Source organism: Marinobacter sp. MIT930201 (assembly GCF_047122665.1).
Taxonomy (GTDB): domain Bacteria; phylum Pseudomonadota; class Gammaproteobacteria; order Pseudomonadales; family Oleiphilaceae; genus Marinobacter; species Marinobacter salarius.
The window spans coordinates 3,679,322-3,702,404 of record NZ_CP138916.1 but is presented as its reverse complement, the minus strand read 5'-3'; the positions used below and the strand labels follow the sequence as shown (position 1 = coordinate 3,702,404).

The 23,083-nt window shown below is 57.5% G+C and carries 25 protein-coding genes; 2 read left to right on the top strand and 23 right to left on the bottom strand.

All coding sequences use genetic code 11. From position 1 onward, the window contains the following. Window positions 1–125: 125 nt before the first annotated feature. The 23 genes from flhB to SIC19_RS16765 form a co-directional block, all read right to left on the bottom strand. Complete coding sequence (flhB, locus tag SIC19_RS16875) at window positions 126–1,262, bottom strand: flagellar biosynthesis protein FlhB (RefSeq protein ID WP_036204851.1); 1,137 nt, start codon at window positions 1,260–1,262, stop codon at window positions 126–128. Window positions 1,263–1,277: 15 nt separating this feature from the next. Then, window positions 1,278–2,060, bottom strand: a complete 783-nt coding sequence (fliR, locus tag SIC19_RS16870) for a flagellar biosynthetic protein FliR (RefSeq protein ID WP_036204848.1) — start codon at window positions 2,058–2,060, stop codon at window positions 1,278–1,280. A 6-nt stretch (window positions 2,061–2,066) separates the two neighbouring features. Then, window positions 2,067–2,336, bottom strand: coding sequence for a flagellar biosynthesis protein FliQ (gene fliQ / locus SIC19_RS16865; protein ID WP_007155167.1), 270 nt, complete (start codon window positions 2,334–2,336; stop codon window positions 2,067–2,069). A 13-nt stretch (window positions 2,337–2,349) separates the two neighbouring features. After that, window positions 2,350–3,114 (bottom strand): flagellar type III secretion system pore protein FliP, encoded by a 765-nt coding sequence (gene fliP, locus SIC19_RS16860; protein ID WP_085680032.1) that lies wholly within the window; start codon window positions 3,112–3,114, stop codon window positions 2,350–2,352. Window position 3,115: 1 nt separating this feature from the next. Further along, window positions 3,116–3,532 (bottom strand): flagellar biosynthetic protein FliO, encoded by a 417-nt coding sequence (gene fliO, locus SIC19_RS16855; RefSeq protein WP_051946792.1) that lies wholly within the window; start codon window positions 3,530–3,532, stop codon window positions 3,116–3,118. A gap of 64 nt (window positions 3,533–3,596) precedes the next feature. After that, window positions 3,597–4,112, bottom strand: coding sequence for a flagellar motor switch protein FliN (gene fliN, locus SIC19_RS16850; RefSeq protein WP_036204846.1), 516 nt, complete (start codon window positions 4,110–4,112; stop codon window positions 3,597–3,599). After that, the gene (gene fliM / locus SIC19_RS16845; RefSeq protein ID WP_007155171.1) at window positions 4,105–5,103 is read right to left on the bottom strand and encodes a flagellar motor switch protein FliM; all 999 of its coding nucleotides are present in this window, start codon (window positions 5,101–5,103) and stop codon (window positions 4,105–4,107) included. The genes fliN and fliM overlap by 8 nt, the downstream gene beginning before the upstream one ends. A gap of 103 nt (window positions 5,104–5,206) precedes the next feature. Then, window positions 5,207–5,716: a flagellar basal body-associated protein FliL gene (fliL, locus tag SIC19_RS16840; RefSeq protein ID WP_036204845.1), complete on the bottom strand. Its 510-nt coding sequence runs from the start codon at window positions 5,714–5,716 to the stop codon at window positions 5,207–5,209. A 167-nt stretch (window positions 5,717–5,883) separates the two neighbouring features. After that, a complete protein-coding gene (locus SIC19_RS16835; protein WP_127401628.1) occupies window positions 5,884–7,101 on the bottom strand; it encodes a flagellar hook-length control protein FliK in 1,218 nt (405 codons plus the stop codon). Between the two features lie 129 nt (window positions 7,102–7,230). Beyond that, on the bottom strand, window positions 7,231–7,575 hold the full coding sequence (locus tag SIC19_RS16830) for an Hpt domain-containing protein (RefSeq protein ID WP_036204841.1): 345 nt from the start codon (window positions 7,573–7,575) through the stop codon (window positions 7,231–7,233). After that, window positions 7,572–9,338: a SpoIIE family protein phosphatase gene (locus SIC19_RS16825; protein ID WP_036204839.1), complete on the bottom strand. Its 1,767-nt coding sequence runs from the start codon at window positions 9,336–9,338 to the stop codon at window positions 7,572–7,574. Before SIC19_RS16825 ends, SIC19_RS16830 begins: the two co-directional genes overlap by 4 nt. Before the next feature lie 32 nt (window positions 9,339–9,370). Further along, window positions 9,371–9,676 carry an STAS domain-containing protein gene (locus SIC19_RS16820; protein ID WP_036204837.1) on the bottom strand — a complete coding sequence of 102 codons (306 nt, stop codon included), beginning with the start codon at window positions 9,674–9,676 and terminating at the stop codon, window positions 9,371–9,373. A 124-nt stretch (window positions 9,677–9,800) separates the two neighbouring features. Further along, the gene (fliJ, locus tag SIC19_RS16815; protein ID WP_036204835.1) at window positions 9,801–10,241 is read right to left on the bottom strand and encodes a flagellar export protein FliJ; all 441 of its coding nucleotides are present in this window, start codon (window positions 10,239–10,241) and stop codon (window positions 9,801–9,803) included. Beyond that, window positions 10,241–11,632 carry a flagellar protein export ATPase FliI gene (gene fliI / locus SIC19_RS16810; RefSeq protein ID WP_227517887.1) on the bottom strand — a complete coding sequence of 464 codons (1,392 nt, stop codon included), beginning with the start codon at window positions 11,630–11,632 and terminating at the stop codon, window positions 10,241–10,243. The genes fliJ and fliI overlap by 1 nt, the downstream gene beginning before the upstream one ends. Further along, window positions 11,604–12,455 carry a flagellar assembly protein FliH gene (locus SIC19_RS16805; protein WP_036204831.1) on the bottom strand — a complete coding sequence of 284 codons (852 nt, stop codon included), beginning with the start codon at window positions 12,453–12,455 and terminating at the stop codon, window positions 11,604–11,606. The genes fliI and SIC19_RS16805 overlap by 29 nt, the downstream gene beginning before the upstream one ends. Beyond that, a complete protein-coding gene (gene fliG / locus SIC19_RS16800) occupies window positions 12,455–13,495 on the bottom strand; it encodes a flagellar motor switch protein FliG (protein ID WP_041333672.1) in 1,041 nt (346 codons plus the stop codon). Before fliG ends, SIC19_RS16805 begins: the two co-directional genes overlap by 1 nt. After that, on the bottom strand, window positions 13,488–15,185 hold the full coding sequence (gene fliF, locus SIC19_RS16795) for a flagellar basal-body MS-ring/collar protein FliF (RefSeq protein ID WP_036204825.1): 1,698 nt from the start codon (window positions 15,183–15,185) through the stop codon (window positions 13,488–13,490). The genes fliG and fliF overlap by 8 nt, the downstream gene beginning before the upstream one ends. Before the next feature lie 15 nt (window positions 15,186–15,200). Next, window positions 15,201–15,569, bottom strand: a complete 369-nt coding sequence (gene fliE, locus SIC19_RS16790; RefSeq protein WP_036204822.1) for a flagellar hook-basal body complex protein FliE — start codon at window positions 15,567–15,569, stop codon at window positions 15,201–15,203. Window positions 15,570–15,786: 217 nt separating this feature from the next. After that, window positions 15,787–17,253 carry a sigma-54-dependent transcriptional regulator gene (locus SIC19_RS16785; protein ID WP_126812167.1) on the bottom strand — a complete coding sequence of 489 codons (1,467 nt, stop codon included), beginning with the start codon at window positions 17,251–17,253 and terminating at the stop codon, window positions 15,787–15,789. A gap of 12 nt (window positions 17,254–17,265) precedes the next feature. Further along, the gene (locus SIC19_RS16780) at window positions 17,266–18,534 is read right to left on the bottom strand and encodes a sensor histidine kinase (RefSeq protein WP_127401630.1); all 1,269 of its coding nucleotides are present in this window, start codon (window positions 18,532–18,534) and stop codon (window positions 17,266–17,268) included. Between the two features lie 224 nt (window positions 18,535–18,758). Further along, window positions 18,759–20,210, bottom strand: a complete 1,452-nt coding sequence (locus SIC19_RS16775) for a sigma-54 dependent transcriptional regulator (RefSeq protein ID WP_036204813.1) — start codon at window positions 20,208–20,210, stop codon at window positions 18,759–18,761. A gap of 71 nt (window positions 20,211–20,281) precedes the next feature. Further along, entirely contained in the window at window positions 20,282–20,608 is a 327-nt protein-coding gene (locus SIC19_RS16770; RefSeq protein ID WP_036204810.1) for a hypothetical protein, read from the bottom strand. Between the two features lie 66 nt (window positions 20,609–20,674). Beyond that, complete coding sequence (locus SIC19_RS16765) at window positions 20,675–22,033, bottom strand: DUF1329 domain-containing protein (protein ID WP_036204795.1); 1,359 nt, start codon at window positions 22,031–22,033, stop codon at window positions 20,675–20,677. A 260-nt stretch (window positions 22,034–22,293) separates the two neighbouring features. Between SIC19_RS16765 and SIC19_RS16760 the strand changes: the two genes are divergently transcribed. Beyond that, complete coding sequence (locus tag SIC19_RS16760; RefSeq protein WP_036204793.1) at window positions 22,294–22,770, top strand: DUF6586 family protein; 477 nt, start codon at window positions 22,294–22,296, stop codon at window positions 22,768–22,770. A 51-nt stretch (window positions 22,771–22,821) separates the two neighbouring features. Then, window positions 22,822–23,082 (top strand): hypothetical protein, encoded by a 261-nt coding sequence (locus SIC19_RS16755; RefSeq protein WP_007155189.1) that lies wholly within the window; start codon window positions 22,822–22,824, stop codon window positions 23,080–23,082. The last annotated feature ends 1 nt before the right edge of the window (window position 23,083 follow it).

Genomic DNA, 23,083 nt, shown 5'->3' with positions numbered 1-23,083 from the left:
GTACGGAGCCATGGATGGCGGAGTCCAAGCGTCACATGGATGTGCCGAAGGAGCGTGTTTTGGGCAGCCCACCCGCAGAGCCACCTCCCCCAAACCATCAGGCTAGACAGCAGGCCAGCACCAAGCTACACATCGCGCCGCAAATCCGAAGGAATCGGAAACTTCGGCATCTGGGGCTTCTCGCCCCGTCCCTTACGGAATTGACGAAGCTGGAACACATAGGCAAGCACCTGGGCGATCGCCATGTACAGGCCATCCGGGATTTCACCCCCGATGTCAGTGTTGTGGTAAACCGCCCGCGCCAAGGGTGGCGTGCGGAGAATCTCCACTTTGTTCTCGCGGGCAATCTCCATGATCTTGAAGGCCGTTTCGTCCGACCCTTTCGCCACCACAATCGGCGCCGCCATCTTCTTTTGATCGTACTTCAAAGCCACCGCATAATGCGTCGGGTTAGTGATCACCACATCCGCGCCCGGCACATCCTGCATCATCCGACGTTGAGCCATCTCACGCTGCAACTGACGGATCTTGCCCTTCACTTCCGGCTTGCCTTCCGTATCCTTGTATTCGTCTTTCACCTCCTGCTTGGTCATGCGCAGCTTTTTCTGGTGATCAAAGATCTGGAACGGCACGTCGATCGCGGCAATGACGATGGTGGCACAGGCAAGGATGAAAAAGCTCCAGGCCATGGTCCACACAACATGCTCCATGGCCGATCTCGCAGGCTCTTCAGCGATGCTAAGCAGGTCATCCGTACGCAGGTTCAATATCAGGATCGCTACCGCCATCACCAGGCCGACTTTCAGGATGGCTTTGACCAGTTCAATCAGCGAACGCATGGAGAACATGCGCTTGAGACCTTTGAGAGGGTCCATTCTATTGAGCTTGGGGGCGATGGCTTTTCCGCTGACCAGCAGACCACCAATACCAATCGAGCCCGCGACTGCAGCGACGAGCAAGAGGATCAGCAAGGGCGCCAGGGACAGGGCGGCCTCCTTGGTGGAGGCAATCAGCTGGACGCTCATATGCCGGGTGTCGAAGATGGCGGAGCGCTCCAACACGAAGCTGTCGCGCATGATACTTTCCAGGGAAGCGCCCATTGACGCGCCAAACATCAGCAGGCCGCCGGCACCAGCCAACAGAACAGCCATGGTCGCCAGTTCCTTGGAACGCGCAGTCTGGCCGTCCTCCCTGGCTTTCTCAAGCCTTCGGGGGGTGGCCTCTTCGGTTTTTTCCTGGCTGTTGTCGTTTTCTTCGGCCATGGTTTTCCGTCGCTACTAAGGCTGCCCTTGCAGGTTGCGCATGAACTCAAACGTCTCCCGGGTGTACTGCTCGAAATGTGGCAGAAAATTGGCGTGCAGCACCCATATGGCAAATAATCCAAAAATCAGGCCAATCGGAAAACCCAGGGCAAAAATGTTCATCTGGGGAGCAGCACGTGTCATAACCCCAAAGGAAATATTCACGATAAACACGGCAGTGACAGCAGGAAGGGCCAGCAATATAGCGGACACAAATATCCAGCTGATGCGATGGGCAAGCTGCCACACACCAGTCTGCCCCAAACCTTCCAGGCCAATGGGGATGGTACGGAAGCTCTCTATGAAAACTTCGAACGCCACCAGGTGCCCGTTCATCGCCAGATACAGCAAAGTAATGGTGATGGTGTAGATCTGCGCCAGCACCGGCACACTCACGCCGTTGGCCGGATCAACCATGGAGGCAAAACCAAGCCCCATTTGCATGGCGATCATCTGGCCGGCCACAACAAACAGCTGGAACAGGGCCGTCAGGGCAAACCCCATACCCACACCGATGAGGATCTGCTGCAAGGTGATCACAACCCCGTCAGCACTGAATGCATCCACCTGGGGCACGGGCGGGATCATGGGCACTACCAGGATAGTGATAATAAGAGCGAGCCCTAAACGAACCCGTGCCGGGACAAGCTGGGTGCCGATAAAGGGAATGACCATCATGAAGCTGGCCAGCCGGAACAGCGGCCACAGGTGTTGACCTACCCACTGGTTGATCAGGTCGGCTGATATCTCCGTGGGCATGCCGGGTCAGCCGATCAGGTAAGGAATGCTGGTGATCAGCCGGTTTGCATGATCAAGGAGCTGGGTCAGCATCCACGGACCAGCAACGATAATGGTGATCAGTGTCACCAGCAGCCGGGGCAGGAAGCTGAGGGTCTGTTCGTTGATCTGGGTGGCGGCCTGGAAGGTACTGACCACAAGACCAATCACCAGGCCTGGCCCAATAATCAGGCTTGCCAACAGCACGATCATCCACAGAGCTTCACGCAGAATGTCGATAACGGTTTCGGGTGTCATGGTCGGCTCTCCCCTATATCCCGTAACTGGCGGCCAGCGTGCCCATGATCAGGGCCCAGCCGTCCACCAGCACAAACAGCATGATTTTGAACGGTAGTGAAATGATGATCGGAGACAACATCATCATACCCATCGCCATCAGTACGCTGGCGACCACCATGTCGATAATCAGAAACGGAATAAACAGGATGAATCCGATCTGGAACGCGGTTTTCAGTTCGCTGGTCACGAAGGCCGGCAGCAGCACCCAAAAAGAGACGTCTTCAGCGGTGTCGTATTCTTCGTCGGCGATACGCATGAACAGGCCCAGGTCGCTCTCCCGGGTTTGTGCCAGCATGAACTTCCGGAAGGGCTGACTGGCCTGCTCAACCGCCTCCAACGAGCTGAGTTCTTCCTGCATGTACGGCTGCAGAGCCACTTCGTTCACCTCTTCCAGGACCGGCTTCATGATGAAGATGGTCAGGAACAGTGTCAGGCCGAGAAGGATTTGGTTGGAAGGCGTGGACTGCAGCCCAAGAGCCTGACGCAGGATTGCGAACACCACGATGATGCGGGTGAACGATGTCATCATCATCAGCATGGCAGGCAGGAACGTCAGCGCCGTCATCAGCGCCAGGATTTGCAGGGATACGGAGTATTCCTGAACGCCCTCTTCCTCGCCCGGCGTTACCGTAAAGGCTGGAATACCGGGTATATCCGCCAGCGCAGTGGGCGCCCAGGCCGTAAGAATGAAAAGGGTCAGTAACGCCAGGATGCGCCCGGACACATGTACCGCCATGTCAGGAACCTTCCTTCGATGAAGAACCGGAGCCCCAGGATTTCCCGATCATGCCCTGGAGTTTACGGGCGAAATCACTGGACACAGGATCACCGGCACTGACGACCGGTTCATCAAACACATGCAAAGTGCGAATGGCTGAAGGCGTAACACCAATCAGAATCTGTTTGCCACCGACTTCGACCAGGGCAATCCGCTCACGCGTGCCCATGGGCATCACCGAAACCACCTTGATAGCCCGGGTGTTGCCGCCCGTCATCCCGCTCATGCGACGCACAATCCAGGCACAACCAAAGATAATGGCAATCACCGCCAGCAGGCCCACGCCCAGCGTCAGCATGGTGGCCACGGTATCCGGTGCGCTGGCAACTTCCCGGGCCGGCCCTTCCTGCTCCTGAGCGCGCGTCAAGGCAGGCATAAAGGCCGCCAGTAACACGCCGGGAACGCCATAACGGACAGCAAAACGATGCACCCGCACCATCCTATTTCTGCAACCGCTTAATGCGTTCGCCGGGGCTGATGACGTCCGTCAGGCGGATGCCGAACTTCTCGTTCACCATGACCACTTCGCCGTGGGCAATCAGGGTGCCATTGACCAGCACGTCCAGCGGCTCACCCGCCAGCCGGTCCAGTTCAATGACCGAGCCCTGATTCAACTGCAACAGGTTGCGAATCGGAATCTGGGTGTTACCCACTTCCATGGAAATGGTCACGGGAATATCGAGGATGACATCCAGGTCCGGTGCGGGACCAGTGCCCTGGCTGAAGTTCGATCCCTCCGGAAACTCTTCCATAGGTGCCGCACGGACATTATCTTTGGCGTCGTCGCTGCCGTCATCGTCGTCGGTTTCTCCAGCCTCTGCCATGGCCGCAGCCCACTCGTCCTCGCGGCCATCTTCGTCGGCATCCCCCGACTCTTCCATGGCGGATTCCCACTCGGCGGCAAGCTTCTCGTCTTCGCTGAGTTCCTGCTCGTCTTTCTTATCGTCGTCAGCCATTGCGTCCCACCTTCAGTTGTTTTTTCACTTTGGGCACCGTCGCCCGGTCATGAATCCTTAGCGCCAGCTTGCCATCACGGGTTCCCATCGTGGCTTTGTAGACCGGAATGCCATTGGCAGTCAGGGTCAGTAACTCGGGGATTTCCACGGGGATGATGTCACCTTCCTTCAGTTTGGCAATATCGCGAAGAGAAATGCGTCGGCGGCAAACCGTGGTGTTAATGGGAACATTCACGTCCTTGATATCTTCCTGAAGCGCACTGACCCAGCGTTCATCCACGTCGTCAATGTCGCTCTGGACGCCAGCGTCCAGCACATCCCTTATGGGTTCAATCATGGAGTACGGCAGCGCCATGTGCAGCTCGCCACCACCACCATCAAGCTCAATGTGGAAGGTGCTCACAACCACCACCTCACTGGGGCTGACGATGTTGGCCATGGCCGGGTTGACTTCGGAACTGAGGTACTCGAAATCCACCTTCAACACCGCATGCCAGGCTTCCCGCATGTCATGAAACACCTGGTCAAGCACCATCTGTACGATACGGGTTTCCGTCGGGGTAAATTCGCGGCCCTCGATTTTGGCGTGTCGGCCTTCCCCGCCGAAGAAGTTGTCCACCAGCTTGAAAACCAGCTTGGCATCCAACACAAACAGCGAAGTCCCCCGAAGCGGGCGAACCTTGCAGAGGTTGAGGCTAGTGGGCACGTACAGGGTGTGGATGTACTCGCCGAACTTCATGATCTGAACACCACCGGTGGACACATCGGCGTTGCGGCGCAACAGATTGAACAGGCTGATCCGGGTATAGCGGGCGAAACGCTCGTTGATCATTTCCAGTGTGGGCATCCTGCCACGGACAATGCGGTCCTGGCTGGCAAGGTCGTAGGACTTGATACCGGCTTCGTCGGTTTCATCATAGGTATCAATGTCGCCGTCATCCACACCATGGAGGAGCGCGTCAATTTCGTCCTGTGACAGTAAGTCCTGCATACGTTTCTCTGCCTGTGATGTCCGCCCTAGCGGGCGCGGTTGCATTCTTTAGCTTGCCCTAGATTGTCTCTAGTACATCGTTAATGCATTTCTAACGCATTCTCTACTGAACGACAAAGTTCCTGAACAGCACGGCCAGCAAGGGTGGCTCCCCTTCCTGTTCCAGCGCGCTGTTAACGGTCGCCAGCATATCATCGGCCAGCGCCTTCCGGCCTTCCGGCGTCTGTAACTCATTAAAGTCCCTGCCACCGAGTACGCCGATCAGTTTGCTGCGAAGCAACGGCATATGCTGGTTGGCCGCAGCCAGTGCTGCCGGGTCCTGAGCCTCGAAAGCCAGATATACCTGGGCATAGCGTTGCCGCCCTTCGGCCTGCACTGTCGTGACCAGAGCCTTCTCCAGCACCGTGTAGGTGCTGGGCACAAACACTTCAACCTGCTCCGAGCTGTCTTCCTGTTCTGCATCAGCCATGCCCGGGATGCCACCGCCCAGAAACCACATGGTACCAACGACTGACAACCCGACCGCCAGAACAATCACTACGGTCAGCATCAGTATCAGTTTGAGCTTGCCTTTCTTTGCCGGCGCCTCAGGGGGCGCATTGTTTTCAGCCATAACGTAGGTCTGCCAGAAATCCGTCAACCGGAACGGTTATAAAGAGGTTTAAGCAAAGGACGGGCCAGATAACCCCATCCTCCCTATCAGAACAGCAGTTTAGCGTTGCTGGGGAGGATGGGCAAAGGGAGAGTGATGCAGAATCATCAGGTGAAGGGGTGCCGAGGTCAGGCGAAGATATCAACTTCGCCTTTCCAGGTCAGATCAAGGGATTCAGATGGTAGATCCTGTTCGTCCAGTCCGCCATCGGCAAGTACTGCCCTCTCATCCTTGCTGCCCTCCCCGGCATTGTCCTCGCCGGCTTGCTGCTGCGATGAATCACTGACGTCAAACTGGTCCAGTGACAGCCCCTGCTCACTCAGCATGTCCCTGAGACGGTGGCTGTGCAGTTCAAGCTGGTCCCGCACGGCCGGGTTGGCAGAATGAACGGTAATGTGTGCCTGCTCCTGCTGAACCTGAACCCTGACTTCCATGGGCCCCATATCAGGCGGTGTGAGATGTATTTCGGCGACAGACATATTTCGTGCTGTCAGCCAGGTCAGCTTTCCGACGAGCTTGTCCCCCCACTCCGCGTGACTGACCGGTACATCAATAGAGGTGGTATACCCTCGCAAGTTGGCAACCTCTGCAGGCAGCTTTGCCGTATTCGGATTGGCCAGCTGCTGGTTAGCCAATTCTGCAGCGGCCTGGAAGCGCACCGCGCCTTGCAGCGATGGGGTTTCCTGAGGACGCGATGCGTCTGCTGCTACACCCGACAACAAAGCGTCGGTCAATGCCAGGCCCGGCGCAGCGCCTGAGCCAGCTCCCTGCGCTGTCGACAGAGCCTGTTTGCCTGCGGTATTGCCAGGCAGGCCTGCAATCATTCCGGCAAATGCTTGCACACCCGGCAGTACGCCATTACCGGCACCCGGGTTGCCGCCTGACACTGCCGTGGTGTTCCCCCCCGCCGGCATCAGCAGAGCCTGAAGCTCAGCGAATGTCAGGGGAACAACCTCCTTCGGCGCTTCCTGATCCACTAACGATGGAGACTCAGCATCCCCAGCTGGAGCGGCCTCCTCTTTTTCTGCAGTCGGTTTTTCCGGAGCCCCTTCCTTGCCCTGAACCTCCGAGTTGTCAGCCTGGGCATTGGTTCGCGGCTCCTCAGGGTCATCGGCGGGTTTGCTTTCGCTTTTGTCCCGGCCGGCCTGGTCGGCACGGCCAGTATCCTCGGCCCGAGCCTGATCACGCTTTTCAGCCTGTTTTCGATCGATTCGTTGCTGCTCCTCACGAGACACGGAATCAAACGGACTATCGCCGTTTTTTTCCCGATTGCCTGAGACGCTTTTCGAACCGTTATCGGCCTGTGGACCCTGTGGGGAAGCCTGGGGAAGAACCATTTGGGACATGGCAACCTCTTGCCGCTTTTACTGGATGACGGTGGAATCTGAACGCTGCAGACGCCCTTTCAGCGCGCTAATCCTGCTTTTCAGCGCACCTGTACGGTATCAAAGCAAAAGCGATGCCATTCGTTCACGTCACGCAATAAAACGCTTGAGTGTGCCCTCAACCTGTCGGAATTCATTCTCGATGTCGTCGAGCATTGCTCCGGCCTGTGACAATTGATTGTCGCGGCCCGCCTTCTCCGCCTCGAAACAAAGTTCGCCCAGTCGAGGGGCACCAATATTGATGCAACTGCCTTTGAAGCTGTGAGCGGATTTTGCGAACGCGTCAGCATCCGATTTTTCCAGTGCCGACCGCAGATGCGCAATACGGTCAGAGGAATCATGGAGGTAAGTATTGATCAGAATGTCGAACTCATTCTCCATGACTTCCTGCAACTCGGCCAACGCTTCTTCATCAAGGTGTGGTTTGTCCGTCATGACCAACCCCCTGGTTGTTGGGTGATACTGCCCTCACGGCCAGTAACCTCAGAAAAATACCAATCATATACAATTTCAGCCTTGGTGCCATGTTCCCGGTAATTCAGGGAACGCCCAATTTTTTGTAACAACAGCAAACCTCTGCCTGAATAGCGGCGCTCATCTTCGGCCTCCGGACGCACACTGCTGAAATCAAAGCCACTGCCACTGTCTTCGCAGACAATAACCAGCTGCCCGCCCCTGTCTGTCATGGTATGGGTCAACGTAAAGCGTATAAAGTGGCCCGCCACATCAGCCAGCCTCCGCTCACGTTCAGCGTAGTAGTGCCCGAATCCGTCGGGTGTCGCCTTCCAGTCCGAGCACAAGCCAAGCACACCGTGTTCCAGTGCGTTGCTGTACAACTCCGACAACAGCGTATATATCTCACCACTTTTCCGGCGCAGCCCCGGCACCTCCATGCAGATATGCAGCAGCAAAGGTAGGGGGCTGAACTGCCCCAGGGTTCGATCCTGAACCTCGTACACACAGCGCCACTCCGACGGCCCCTCCAGTGCGGACTGGGGCAGTCGATCGGAAATACCAACCAGTTCCGCGTCTTCCGCCATTCGCAGGCTGATCAACGTCAGGTCGTCCTGTTCAGGCTGATTTCCGGTAAAGGTACGAATGCCGGCCATAATGGTTTCAAACGGTGACCCCTGTCGGCTCATTTCGTCGAGAGAACGGGCAAGGCGCTGCTCTCCATACATCTCACCCTGATGGTTCTCAGCCTCCATCACACCGTCTGTCATCATCAGCAAGGTATCACCCGGCTCGGTATGGAACACATCCATACCCGCATCAAACCGTGCACTGCCGAGCACCCCCAAGGGCAGGTGCCGTGAAACAATGGTTTCACGCGCTCCATCCTTTCTCAGTAACACTCCGTCAGGGAGCCCTCCATTCCAGATCTGCAGCTGGTTCAGGTGAAAATCCGCCTGGATCATGGCTGCACAACAGAACATTCCGGTGGGCAGTATCCGGCCCAGTTTCTGGTTGATCTCCCGGAGTACATCGCTGCCACTGAATCCCTTGCTGGTCATGCCGTAGAAAATTTCCGCCACGGGCATGGCGCCGATGGCGGCCGGCAGGCCATGACCAGTGAAATCCCCAATCAGTATTTGCATGCCGCCAGCCGGGCGTGGACAGGCGAACAGCACGTCGCCGTTGAAAATTGACATTGGCGACGCATGAAAGCGGATATTGGGCGCGTCCAGACAACCGGTATGGGCAACGTTGTCAAACACCCGCTTCGCAACCTTCTGCTCTTCCAATAGCGTGCTGTTGCGTTCGCGAATCAGATCCCGGTGATGGCTCAGGGTGCGGTGCATCAACCGCATGCGATTGAAGGCGTTAATCTTGGCTTCAATGATGATGCGATTGTAGGGTTTGGTCAGAAAATCGTCGCCGCCAGCCTCCAGGCAACGAGCCAGGGCGCCGGCGTCCGACAGTGATGTCAGGAAAATCAGGGGAACCAACTGCTCTCCCGCCAGCACCTTGATCTGGCGGGCGGCCTCCATTCCATCCATAACCGGCATCAATGCATCCAGCAGGACGATGTCTGGCGCGGACTTGCGGAAAATATTGACGGCTTCCAGTCCGTTTTCGGCGTCTTCAACCTCGTGACCAAGGCGGCGCAACAGGGTTTTGAGTATCAGACGATCACTGTGGCTGTCATCGGCAATGAGAATCCGGAGTGGCCGGTTTTCTGGGAGTGGATCATCCACATCGGGCCTCCGTGACGTCTTCCCCGGGTGATTCAGCGAATCGCGAACAATTGTTCAAAGTTGGAGATTGACAGAATACGACGCACATCGCTGTTGCAGTTTTCGATGCGAATCCGGGCACGGTCACCCCCCGCGTAATCACGCAGCAACAGCAACATGCCAAGGGCGGAACTGTCGAGGTAGGTGGTGTCCGAAAGATCGACGACAAAGCAGCTCACCTTTTCGTCGCCATGTTCGTACGCATCACGAAACGCCTGATGGGTGCTGAAATCGAAACGCCCTTCAATTTTTATGGTCAGGGTCTGGCCATCGTCACTGCGATGCGTATGAATCGGCATTCCGGAGCCTCCATGGTATGCGTGCCGGGTAACGGGAAATGACAGGTGTGCCCAGGGCACCCTGACATAAAGGATAGCTTACAACACCGAATTTGCATCCGCCGTTTGCCATTTGGCAACCCGCTCAGCGCCGCCTCGCCAGTATCCGCCCGGCGGCTTCGTCCATTTGCTTCTGTTCCCTGACATCCTGCTCCCGCTGCTCGTGCCGGCGACAGGTTTCAATGTACTTTTCCATTCCCCGGCGCCGCTCCCAGGCCCTCTGCCATTCTTCCCGGCATGCCTGGAGCCGTTCTGCCGCCTGTGTCAGCAGTTTCTGCTGTTGCACAATCACCTGATCCAACTGGGCTATAAACGCCTGCCAGCCCTGGAGGCGAGCAACAGACACCACACCTTTCTGGCTACTGCGGATCTGTTCCCGGTATTCCCGCTGATACCGCTCAAGGTTTTCTATCTGCTGGCGCTGGGCTTCATGATGCTGCTGTGCTTCCGCCATTTTTTCCAGAGCGGCCTTTTCTTTACGTTCTTCCAGAGTGAGCACGACCGAAAGGCGCTGGGACCTGAGCATCACCTACCACCTCCATCAGCCTGCGGCGGGGTCTTGGGGCGATCAGGAGAGCGTCTTTCCGGCACCACCGCGAGCAACTGCTGGATGCTGTCCTCCAACGGTGCGCTTTCGTTCAACCCCTGCTGGAGGAACTGTCCCATGTTGCCGATATGGGTGATGGCAAAATCGGTTTCAGGATCTGATCCTTTTACATAGGCCCCGACACTGATCAGGTCCCTTGCCTGCTGATAGCGGGAGTAGACCTGTTTGAAGCGCTGGGCGCGGGCAAAATGTTCGGTCTCGGTAACCTGCGGCATTACCCGGCTAATGGACGCCTCCACATCGATGGCGGGGTAATGGCCTTCTTCCGCCAATCGCCGGGACAGCACAATGTGGCCATCCAGGATCGCCCGCGCGGCGTCCGCGATAGGATCCTGCTGGTCATCGCCTTCCGTCAGTACGGTATAGAATGCAGTGATAGAGCCACCACCAGGCCTGCCATTGCCGGTACGCTCAACCAGTTGCGGCAATTTGGCGAAGACCGAAGGCGGATAGCCCTTGGTGGCTGGAGGCTCGCCGACGGCCAGGGCAATTTCCCGCTGGGCCTGCGCATAGCGGGTCAATGAATCCATCAACAGCAATACCCGCTTGCCCTGATCCCGGTAGTATTCCGCAATTCGGGTGGTCAGCATGGCAGCACGCAGGCGCATCAGTGGTGAGTCATCGGCGGGGGAGGCAACCACAACAGAGCGGGCAAGCCCTTCGTCCCCAAGGATATCCTCAATGAACTCTTTAACCTCACGGCCCCGTTCGCCGATCAGGCCAACCACCGTGATATCCGCGTTGGTGAAGCGGGTCATCATACCCAAGAGAACACTCTTGCCAACGCCGCTGCCGGCAAAGAGGCCCAGGCGCTGCCCCTGGCCGACGGTCATCAGTGAATTGATAGCCCGGATACCCACATCCATGGACTGACGCACCGGCGCACGGTCCAGCGGGTTGATGATATCGCCACTGAGAGACACGCGGGCTTCCGCCTGCAGCGGGCCCTTGCCGTCCAGTGGCTCGCCGTTGCCGTTGACCACCCGCCCCAGCAACTCCGGGCCGACCGGCACCCGGCTGGCCACCGACAACGGCACCACCCTGGCTCCAGGGCGCAACCCCTCTATGGCCGTAAGCGGCATCAGATAGACACGGTCATCCTCAAAACCCACCACTTCCGCTTCCACGGTGCCGGCGCCCTGCCCGGTAATCACGCAGCGGTCGCCGACCACCATGGGGCAACCCACACATTCCAGGGTAAGGCCTACCATGCGCGTCAGCCGCCCGGACAGTTCCGGCTGGGGGTCTTCGGTAAAGTAATCCTGCAGTCGTGTCAGGCGTTCAGCCAGGTGTGCTGTCATGGCCTTCATCCTCGTCGGAGTCAAGCACATCGTGCCGGAAGTCGGTCAGATCGCCCATCATGGCATCAAGCTCTTCCCCCTCACCGGCGGATTCGGTGTCCAGTTGGCGGTCCAGCATGCCCTGAACGGCCTTCTGGAAGCGTTTTTCCACCGTGAAGTCCACCAGGCTGTGGCGGGTTTCCAGCTTGCAACCGCCCCGGAGAACAGAAGCATCTTCGACAATGGAGGTCGCCGCCTCGAACCTGTCGGCAACCTCACTGACCCATTGATAGTCATCCGGATGAATATGGATGCGCACGTTTTCCGTTGTAGATGGTAGCGCCGTCATCGCCTTGCGGACCACGTCGGTAATGTGGGAAGAATCCAACGACAGCTCCCGGAACACCACGGAGCGCGCAAGAACGGTCGTCAGATTGACCAACGCCGTTTCCACCTCGTCTTCATGGCGTTTGATTGGTTCCAGTAATTCGCCAAGCAAATGCTCCAGCCGGTCCAGCTTGGCATCCACCTCCTTGCGGGTGTCCGCCAGGCCTTCCTCCGCGCCCTGCTCGCGGCCCTCGGCAAGCCCTGCTTCAAAGCCTTCCCGGTGCCCCTGCTCACGACCTTCGCTCAGCCCCGCCTGATACCCTGCGTCACGGCCTTCCGCATGACCGTCTTCACGGGCCGCCTGGCGGATCTCCTCAATATCAGCGGCGGTCAACGGCTTTACGTCGCGGTCTTCTTCCTGCGCGATTTCATTGCCGCGCGCATCCAACAGCGGAAGCTCCCAACGCTCGTAGGCCGTGAGGTTTTCCTTGGGAATGCGATCGAGGTTGCGACGGGGATCTTTCATCACATCATTTCTTCGCCAGCACCACCAAGGGTGATCTCACCAGCTTCAGCCATACGACGGGCAATGGTAATAATGTCCTTCTGGGCAGACTCCACTTCACTGACCCGTACCGGCCCCTTGGCCTCCAGGTCATCCTGCAGAAGTTCTGCGGCCCGCTTGGACATGTTCTTGAAGATTTTCTCCTGAACGGCGTCATCGGCGCCCTTGAGCGCGACGACCAGCACCTCGGAAGACACTTCCCGCAGCAACGCCTGAATACCACGGTCGTCAATGTCCTTGAGGTTATCGAAGACAAACATCAAGTCCTCGATTGTGGACGCCAGGTCCGGGTCCATGTCCTTGATGGAATCCATCAGGCCGCCTTCAACGCTGCGATCCATGAAGTTCATGATGTCAGCCGCCCGTTTGACCCCGCCGATGCGGCTGGTCTGGGCCGCTGAGCCACCGGAGAACTGCTTCTCGAGGATATCGTTGAGTTCCTGCAGTGCCTGCGGCTGGATACTTTCCAGCGAAGCCACCCGCATCATTACATCCAGGCGCACCTTGTCGTCCAGAGTGCCGAGGATCTCCGCGGCCTGGTCCGGATCGAGGTAGGAAATAACGATGGCCTGAATCTGGGGGTGCTCGTAACGGATAATATCGCCCACCGCACGGGGTTCCATCCACTTCAGGGTATCCAGGCCGGTGGTGTTGCCACCAATAAGGATACGGTCGATCAGGCTGGAGGCCTTGTCGTCCCCCAGGGCCTGGGTGAGCATGGTGCGAATGTAATCATCATTGCCAACCCCCAGACCGGTCTGGCCGCCAACAGCCTCGACAAACTGGTTCAGGACATAGGTAACGTCGTCCTTGCTGACGTCTTTCATCTGGGCCATGGCCACGCCAACCCGCTGGACCTCTTTCGGCCCCATGTGCTTGAGCACTTCGGCAGCGTCGTTTTCGCCCAGTGACATCAGCAGGATTGCCGCCTGCTCCACCCGCGGAATCTTGCGCTGGGGCTTTTGCGCCGCATCAGGCTGGCGGTTGTTCTCATCAGTCATCGACATTCACCCACTGGCGCATCACCTGGGAGACCCTTGCGGGGTCTTCCGCAATCAGGCCTTTCAGTGCATTCAATTGTCTATCATAGCTGTCTGTCGCGCCGGGCAAAAGCAGATCGTCCTGTGAATGCATGGCTTCGCGCAGAGCGTCGCCGCCTTCGATGCCATCAAGGCCGTCATAGCCGTCGTCGGAGTCGCCCCTGCGTTCGCTGCGGCCACCGCCGGACAGACTTTTCAAGGTGGGTCGCAACAGGCCCAGAACCAGAACCAGAATGACCAGGCCTGCGAGCACCTGCTTCATCAGGTCCCAGAACCACGGCTGCTCCCAGAACGCCGGTGCTTCAAACTCGATCTGCTCTTCGGCGGCGAACGCAGTGTTCATCACCGTAACACTGTCACCCCGGGCGGCCGAATACCCCACGGCATCGCGTACCAGCATGGTCAGGCGCTGCAGTTCCTGTTCCGGCCAGGGTTCATAGCTGACTTCGCCGGTCTGGGGATCCACCACTTTCATGTCATCAACCGCCAAGGCTACCGACAAACGTTTTATGCGGCCAAGTTCCTGGCGGATATAGCTGACGGTGCGGTCCATTTCGTAGTTTCGGGTCGACTCTTCACGCACGTTCACCGGCGGCGCCTGGACGTTGCCCTCGTCATCGGCGGTTGCCTGTTCCGGAACTGTCGGCTGAGCGGGCGGCTGGTTGGACAGGGCGCCGGGGATTCCACTGGCGCCGCCACCGGCACGCCGCTCGGACATCTGGCGCTCGCTGCGCACAGCTTGCTGTTCGGGATTGAACAGCTCCTCAGCCTGTTCCACCGAGGAGAAATCGAGATCCGCCGTCACTTCCGCACGGAAACGACCGTCGCCCACCACCGGCCTGACCATGGAGGCAACCCGACGAGCCAGGCGATCCTCAACGCGGGAGGTGTAATCGTACTGGTCTTCAATCTGCTGGCTGTCACCGCCGTCCTCACGACCGGTGAGCAGGTTTCCACTCTGGTCGACCACGGTCACATTGTCCTTGCTCATTTCCGGAATGCTGCCGGCAACCAGGTTCACGATCGAGGCAATCTGCTCCTGCTCCAGGCGACGACCGGCAATTACTTCAAGGAACACGGACGCTGTCGGCGTGCGCGCGTCGCGGACAAACACCGAGCGCTCCGGAATCGCCAGATGAACCCGAGCGGCACGAACCGTGCGCATGCTGCCAATCGTTCGTGCCAGCTCGCCTTCCAGGCCACGGCGGAAACTGATGGTTTCCATAAACTGGGAGGTTCCAAGGCCACGGTCCTGGTCCAGCAGTTCGTAGCCCATGGTCTGCTCGTCCGTCACGCCCTCTGCTGCAAGTTTCAGGCGGGCGTTATAGACCTCATCGGAGGGCACCAGCAATGCGCCTGTGCGTGGATCCATACGGTAGTCGATGTTGTTGGCATCTAGAATGGTCGTGACATCCTGTGGGTTGTAGCCGGACATATCCCCCACCACAGGCTGGTAATTGGGCTCCTGGGCCCAGAGCACCACGGCAACGCCAAGGGCAACACTGGCGGCAAGCCCCACCATCAGGCCCACCTGTCGCAGCAGGTTCAACCGGTTGAAGCCGAAAATCAGGTCGCTACGGCTCTCGCCGGTATCGTCTCCCCGCGCCGCGGGCATGTTCGAGGATGAGGTTTCAGCAGGTACGCTGGCCATGGGTCCGCTCCGCTATCAAACCGGCATATTCATGATGTCTTCGTAGGCCTTCACCACCCGGTTACGGACCTGGGTCAATGCCTCGAAGGAGATGGATGCTTTTTCAGACGCGATCATGACGCGGGAGATATCCATGTTCGGATCGCCCATTTCATACGCCGTCTTCATATCACTGGATGTTTGCTGGAGTTCGTTCACAGAACCCACAGCCTGGCTGAGCATGTCGCTGAATTTGGGAGTGTCGGAGGTTTCCTGGACCTTGGACGGCCCGTCCATCCGTCCGCGAATGTTGTTGTCCTGTTCAACCCGCTGATTCTCCATCATCTGCGAGCGCATATTGCGAATTTCTGAAAGGACACTGTTGATGTCAGCACGCTGAACCATGATTCACTCTCCCGGCCCGCCGTATAAATGGGCAAGCCATTGACCTGGACATATCTGAACAGGTCAAAGCAAACCGCAGGCCAACATAATTAATTTGTTAATTTTCATAATGTTAATTAACAATCGGAGAGAAAGGCGAAAGACAGCGACGGTCTTTTGACGTGGGCACAAAAAACGGCACCCTTGGGTGCCGAACGAAGGAGCCTGTTGGCTGTGGTCAGGCGGCGGCCAGCTCTGCATCCAGATCGATGCCGGCATCGCGCATCTGGGCCAGTTTGTATCGGAGCGTGCGCGGGCTGATACCCAACTGCTCCGCCGCCCGGTTGCGTCGACCACGCTCTTTTTTCAACGTTTGGATGATAATCCGGAATTCACGCTGTCGGACTTCATCACCCAGTGACGTGGAAGATAGCGCTCCGAGACCCGACAGGCTTTCCTCAGCATAGGTATCCTGAGCGTCCCGATCAGGTGACTCAGCCCCGGATTCGGAAACGACTGGGTGTGGCGAGGCCGGAGATGTCGTGCCGGCGGAGCCACTTTCCATACGCCCGGTAATTCCGAGTTCCAGGCAAAGGTCACCAGCATGGATGACATTCCCCTGGTGCAAGACCAGCGCCCGCTGTATCGCGTTGTCCAGCTCGCGAACGTTGCCCGGCCATTGATGACCCATCAGCGCATCTCTGGCGTCGGGCGCGAAGGTCACGCCGGTCAATTTCATCTTGCGGCAATGATTTTTCAGCAATGCATTCGCCAGCGGCATGATATCCAGTGTACGTTCGCGCAGTGGCTGCCAGTGCATGGGGAAGACCGTCAGCCGGTAGTACAGGTCTTCACGGAATTTGTTTTCCCGCACGTAATCGGACAGATCCCGGTTGGTGGTGGCAATAACCCGTACATCCAGGGCGATGGTCTTGCGACCACCGACCCGCTCAACCTCGCGCTCCTGCAGCACCCGCAACAGCTTGGATTGCAGACCAGGATCCATTTCCGAAATCTCATCCAGCAGGATGGTGCCACCGTTGGCCTGCTCGAACTTGCCCGGGGAGGATGCAACCGCACCGGTAAAGGCACCCTTCTCGTGGCCAAACAGGATGGCCTCCAGCATATTCTCGGGAATTGCCGCGCAGTTGATCGCCACAAACGCCTGGTCTGACCTGGGAGACTGCTGGTGAATATAGCGCGCCAACACCTCTTTACCGGTTCCACTTTCCCCGGAAATCATCACCGTCGAGTCACTGGCTGCCACCTTCGCCGCCAGTTGGAACATCCGTTTGCTGATCGGATCTTCCGCAACGGGCTGGTCGACACTTTTCTGACGGCCTCCGCCGACCACTCTGGTCACCGCATCCACGAGCACTGAGGGCTCGAATGGTTTGACCAGGTAATCAATGGCGCCGGACTGCATCGCTGACACCGCATGGCTGATCTGACCATAGGCGGTGATCAGCATGGTCGGCAGACCTGGGTACCGTCTTTGTATTTCATGCAGCAAATCGTGACCGGACATTCCAGGCATGTTCACATCACTGACAACCATATCCACCGGCGACTCAGCCAGCTTCGCCAGGGCCTGCTCCGCATTGGCGGCTTCACGCACGCGAAACTTTGCCAGCTCAAGGGTGGTAACCAGCGCTTCTCGAAGATCCTGGTCATCCTCAACAATCAGAATTTGGGCTTTGGCCATAATAGCCTCCGATCAGTCATTCTTTGATGGCTGCTGCCGACGGTCACCCGTCGACAACGAACGCATCAATGGCAGGGAAATGATGGCAACAGCACCTCCGGCGGCAGGCGCATCAATCGAGAAACGACCCTGGTGCGCTTTCACCACCGCCTGGACCACGGCAAGGCCCAAGCCGGTGCCGTGGGATTTGGTGGTATAGAACGCTTCCAGCAATTGACTTGCCTGCTCCGTGGTAAACCCAGGACCGTTATCACTCACGCGCACCACCAGTTCCTCGTCAACGGACACAACGGCAACTTCAACGTTCGTCGCCCCGGCCTCCACGCTGTTGTTCACTAGGTTGGTACAGGCACCCACCAGAGCATCACGATTGCACATCAGCGCGGCGCTATTGACCTGGTCACTCAACTCCACCGACACACCGGCAGGGAGCTTCAGTCCTTCCAGCGCGAAAGCCAGCGCCTGAACCAGGGTGTCGGCAGACAATTCCTCTGCCAACCGCGTCTCGCCCCGGGCGAAAATAAGCATGTCACGCACCTGCTGCTCCAGGTGCGTCAAGCGGGACATCAACCGTGAGGCACAACGCTGACGCATCTCCTCGTCCAGGTCTTCCTGGCTGAGGTGCCCGCCATACAGAATGGCAGCCGACAGCGGTGTGCGAATTTGATGAGCCAGGGAGGCCACCATCTTGCCCATGGCGGAAAGCCGCTGGGCATGGGCGAGCTGAGACTGCAAATGACGGGTTTCAGTCAGGTCCGTCAGCAGGATCAACTGCCCCGGCTGGTTTTCCATGGTACGAATTTCAATACTGACACGACGGCCATCCTTGAGTGACACTTCGTGGCCATCGTCGCGGCGGGGCGCAAAACAGCGGCGGATAACATCCACCCACCGCTCTCCACCAAGAGGCTCCCCCAACAACGTGATCGCCGCCGGATTGGTCTGCGTCACCACCCCCTGGCTGTCGAGCACCACAACCCCGGCCGGTAGCGCATGCAGAAGCGTCGAGAGCCGGTCTGCCAGCTCCTCTTTCTGCTCCAGCTCCGCCTGGCGCTGCTGGGATTCCGCGGACAGCTCCCCGGACAACTGATTAACACGGGACTCAAGAGTGCGGTAGGAATCAGTGATCTGTCGGGACATCTGATTAAACAGCTCCAACGCTGTCCCCACAGCCTCATCGTCCTGCTCCGGGAACAACGCCGTCACCTTGTCATTGACATCGGCAGCCGCATTGGCAGACGCCTTTGCTGACGACAAACCCACAAACTGTAACTGACTCATAAACTCGCCCTCTGACCGGACTAACCCCCGGCCCGTACCAATCGGATGGATCGTTTGGACGAGACTAAGCCAGCACTGTGCCAACTTTAAATTTTGTTTATTTTTCAACAGGAAGGAAAAACAGAGGAAAGGCATACGACGGGTTTCCGTCGCCTAAAAACAGCGATGGCGCCGAAGGTTACAAACCTTTGACGCCATCAGAAACCGATTCTTTGGGGGATTGATCAGCTCTCCTCGGACTCCTCATCCCGAAGTCCATACTTCCGGACCTTCTCAACCAGCGTCGTTCGACGAATCCGAAGCTTTTCGGCTGCCCGGGCCACTACTCCTCCGGCTTCATCCAGCGCCTGCTGAATCAACTGCCTTTCAAGATTGGACAGGTAGTCCTTCAGGTCGATGCCGTTCACCGGCAGCAGAGCCGGCGCATCCAGCCCCACCAGCCCGGGAATGCCAGAGGGCATACCGGAGTCTTCCACTGGCCGGTTCTCGTCGTAATCGTCCACGTAACGGAACTTCTTGGGCAACTCCTGAACCCCAATGACACCGTAGGGGTGCATAATCGCCAACCGCTCCACCAGATTCGCCAGTTCGCGAACATTCCCGGGCCAGTCGTGGCGGCAAAGACTCATGATCGCAGCCGAGTTCAGCCTGAGGGAGCCCCGCTTTTCTTTCTCCATCCGCGAAATCAATTCATTGATCAACAGCGGAATGTCTTCCACCCGGTCACGTAAAGCGGGCATTTCAATGGGGAAAACGTTCAGGCGGTAATAGAGATCTTCACGGAAATCGCCCGTTTCAATCATGTCTTCGAGATGTTTATGAGTCGCGGCAATGACCCTGACGTCGGCTGACTGAGTCCGGTTACTGCCAACACGCTCATAAGTGCGTTCCTGCAGAACCCGCAGAATCTTGACCTGCATGTTCAACGGCATGTCGCCGATCTCGTCTAGAAACAGGGTGCCCCCCTCGGCCATTTCAAACCGACCTACCCGCGACGTGATCGCGCCGGTGAACGCGCCCTTCTCGTGCCCGAACAATTCGCTTTCCAGTAATTCCGCTGGAATGGCACCGCAGTTGACCGGCACGAAGGGCTTGTCGCGACGAGAGGAATGGTAATGGAGGTTTCGCGCCACCACTTCCTTGCCCGTTCCCGACTCGCCAGTAATCAGCACACTCACATCCTTGTCGGCCACCTGCTCCATTAATTGGCGTACCGATTGCACTTTTCGACTCGTACCAACAAGGCTACGGAAAAGCTGTAGACCACGTTGCTGTCCCCGTTCACGGGAACGTGCAAACTGATCCCGGTAGATCTGTGCACGGTAGAGCGAGTCCACGAATTTGGTGTAGTTAAGCGGCCATTCCATGCGGGCAATTACCCGGCTTGTCTCGTCGTCGGAGAGGCCCGCCAGATCAGGGTCGCCAACCAACAGCAAAGGCACCCCCTGAGCGACCTCGCACACGGTTGAAATCACTGCGGTCACGCCATCGTCCTCGCCGTTAACAACGGCAACGGAAATTGACTCCAGATCCTCAGCGTCACCGCTGCTCAGCAGTGAATGGGCATCGGCCCCAACGACAATGCCCTCTTCGCCGATAAACTCAAGAATGGTAGAAATGTCACGTCTTTTCGCATCGTCCTCGCTGAGCACCAGCACCTTGTTATTCTTCGACATCCAAACGAATCTCTTGCGGGGATTTGTGCGGTATTTAAGACTGTAAGTGGGCCTGAGTCAATTTTATGACGCTATTTTGGCCGATTTAACGAGACGTTTTGATAGGCTTTTGCCGCGCTGCGGTTCTGGTTCACCCCTTTCAGCGCTTTCTGGGCTTCCGCCTTGGCTTCATTTGCCGAAATATTGGCACGATCACAGAATGTCTGCAGGGCTGCCAGCCTTTCCCTGACTGGCTCAGGGCTCAGCTCGCCGGCCTCAAGGGCCGCCATAACTGGCTCGATCGTCGGTTTGACCAGCTCATTCAGACGGGACAGTTCGTCCCAGTTCTTCTCCGCAAGCGCGGTCTTCAGGTGTTCAACCAGGGTATCCACTGCCTCTAGCTGTTCCGGTACCGACATAATTGCATCTCCTTGAAAACGGTCCGGTAGCGCCCCGTGCCTCAACCGGCCCGGGGCTGCCAGTCATCAGCGGCGGGCTGCTCTCCGGGCTGCCGAGGCAGAAAACTGATTACCACGGAAGCCTGGCTCGAAATCATAGGCGGGGAAGCCGTTATCCAGACCATCGATGTAATACCGCTGGGCGTTCAGATCGTAAGTCATCTCCATGGTAGTCCAGAATACCGGCTCACTGTAGTAGCTGATGTTGTGAGCTTCGGACACCCGCCAGAGTTCATCATTGCTGTCGTACTCCTCCGTTGCAAGAATCTGCCAGCTATCTTCGTCGACGTAGAACACCCTGCGGGAATAGATATGACTGATACCGGTCCGCAGTTTCGCTTCGACAACCCATACCCGATGTAGCTCGTATCGGGCCAACTCCTGGTTGATGTGCTGTGGCCGAATGACATCGTCCGGCTGGACATCCGCGTCGTGAAGCTTGTAGGCATTGTAGGGCACGAAGATCTCACGCTTGCCTTTCAGCTCCCAGTCGTACTGGTTAGGGGCGCCATTGTACATGTCTTTCTGATCAACCGAGCGGAGGGATGAAGAGTTCGGCAGATCGGTTTCATAGGCCAGGTTCGGTGACCGGCGCAGCCGCCTTGAGCCGGCATCGTATCGCCACGCGAGCCGGGGTGAGCGAATCTGATCCAGGGTTTCATGAACCAGAGTGATGGTGCCCGCGAGACTGGATGGCGCGATGGTGTCGGTTTTCAGGTAAAAAATCTTGTTATCGATATCGGCGAGGTTCGCGCCGCGGCGGCTGTAGGCAAAGTAATAGTCGTACTGGTTAACAACCTGGTTGTAGGAACCGTTCACCTGGGGCGTCGCTGAAGCGCTACGGAACGACAGTTCCTCTCCGCGATAACGCAGGATGTGGTTCCAGATCACCTCCAGGCCATTCTTTGGAATCGGGAAGGGGCTGGTCATGATGGTGTCACGCACACCGTTTCCGTTCGCCAGAAGTTCCGCGCTGCGGGCATTCTCCCGGGACTTTTCGTACACATCTTCCGGGAAGGCCGCGGTACGACGGGTCTGGTACACCGGCATCACAAATTCCGGGCCATATTGCTCAAGCATACGGATGTGTCCGTCGGTCAGCTTGTCGCGATATAGATCCACATTCGCGCCGGTAATAACAAACAGAGGCTCATCCTCGGGAAACGGGTTGGTTTCCACCTGCCCCGGTTTCCAACTAGCGGGCGGCTTGGTTAGCCCACCTGTCCACGCCGGAATGCTGCCAGAGGCATTGCCCTGCCGCTCAGCTCCAACTGGAGTCAGCTCGCTAGCCAGCCGCTGAGCTTCGGATTCACTGACCTTTGCCAACGCAACGCCTGACAACCCAAACAATGCCACTGTAAAACCCGTGACCCATTGGTTCCGCATTCCCTTCTACCTCCAAGGTAACCGATCAACCCATGTATCATTCGCGGTTTGGCATGCCTACGCCGGAAACAACAACAGGCGATCAAATGTTATTCAATCGGGGCGCCTTTTTGCCAAATTCAAACGACCGTTTCAAGTGAATCTTTGTAGTTTCTTGTCAAAACCACCAAACCAACGGTGGGAGGAGAAATTCACAATGAAAAATGTTATAGTTGGCGATTAATTCATCGCACAGCAGTGAACCGCTCTCAGGTACTACCATGGCTTCGCAGTGGCATTCATTGGTTTCCCAGAAAATATTCCTGGCTCGCAACCTGTTGGGGCAGCTGGAGCACAGCGACAGCGTTCCAACGCAAGAAGCGCTGCTGCAAGGCAGCATAGAGCTAGGGCTGAGGGCTCGAAAACTGACGCTGGTAATGATCGCCAGGGTGTATCAGCACAAACATAGCCAGCCTGATGACCTTGAGGCACTGGATGAGCTGATCGGAACCCACAGCCCGGAAATGACAGAACTGGAGCAGCTGGCCAGTGACGGGCGGAGTTGGTGGAGTCATCTCGAGCAGCTTGAGCGTCATCAGGGCAATCCCCCGGTGACCCGAAAAACGGTCAGCAATGAAAACGTGATTGCGGTTGCAGCTGACACCGGCCCGGATCGCTCAAAGCAGGCTCTGGAAACCACTCTGGGCGCGATGAAACACTTTATCGATATCCTCGAGGATCGGCACAGCGAATGGTAATGAACCACGGCGTTGCCGGACCCAACAGGAATGAACTGAAAGGCTAACTTAATGTCACCATCGTTTTTCGAGATTGTACAACTGAGCAACGGAGACTATGCGCTTCGCCGCATCGACGACGACAGTGCACCACTGGTCCAGATATCATTTTCGACGGAAGCCAGGGAGATGATGGAAGACCGGGACATGAACGTGGCCAAGGCCATGATTGCAGCCGGTATTGAGGCCGTCGGTAACGTTGCCCATGATATCGACTGGGAAGACGAAGAGCCGGACACTCAGGACATCCGGCCCTCCTACACACTTCATTGAC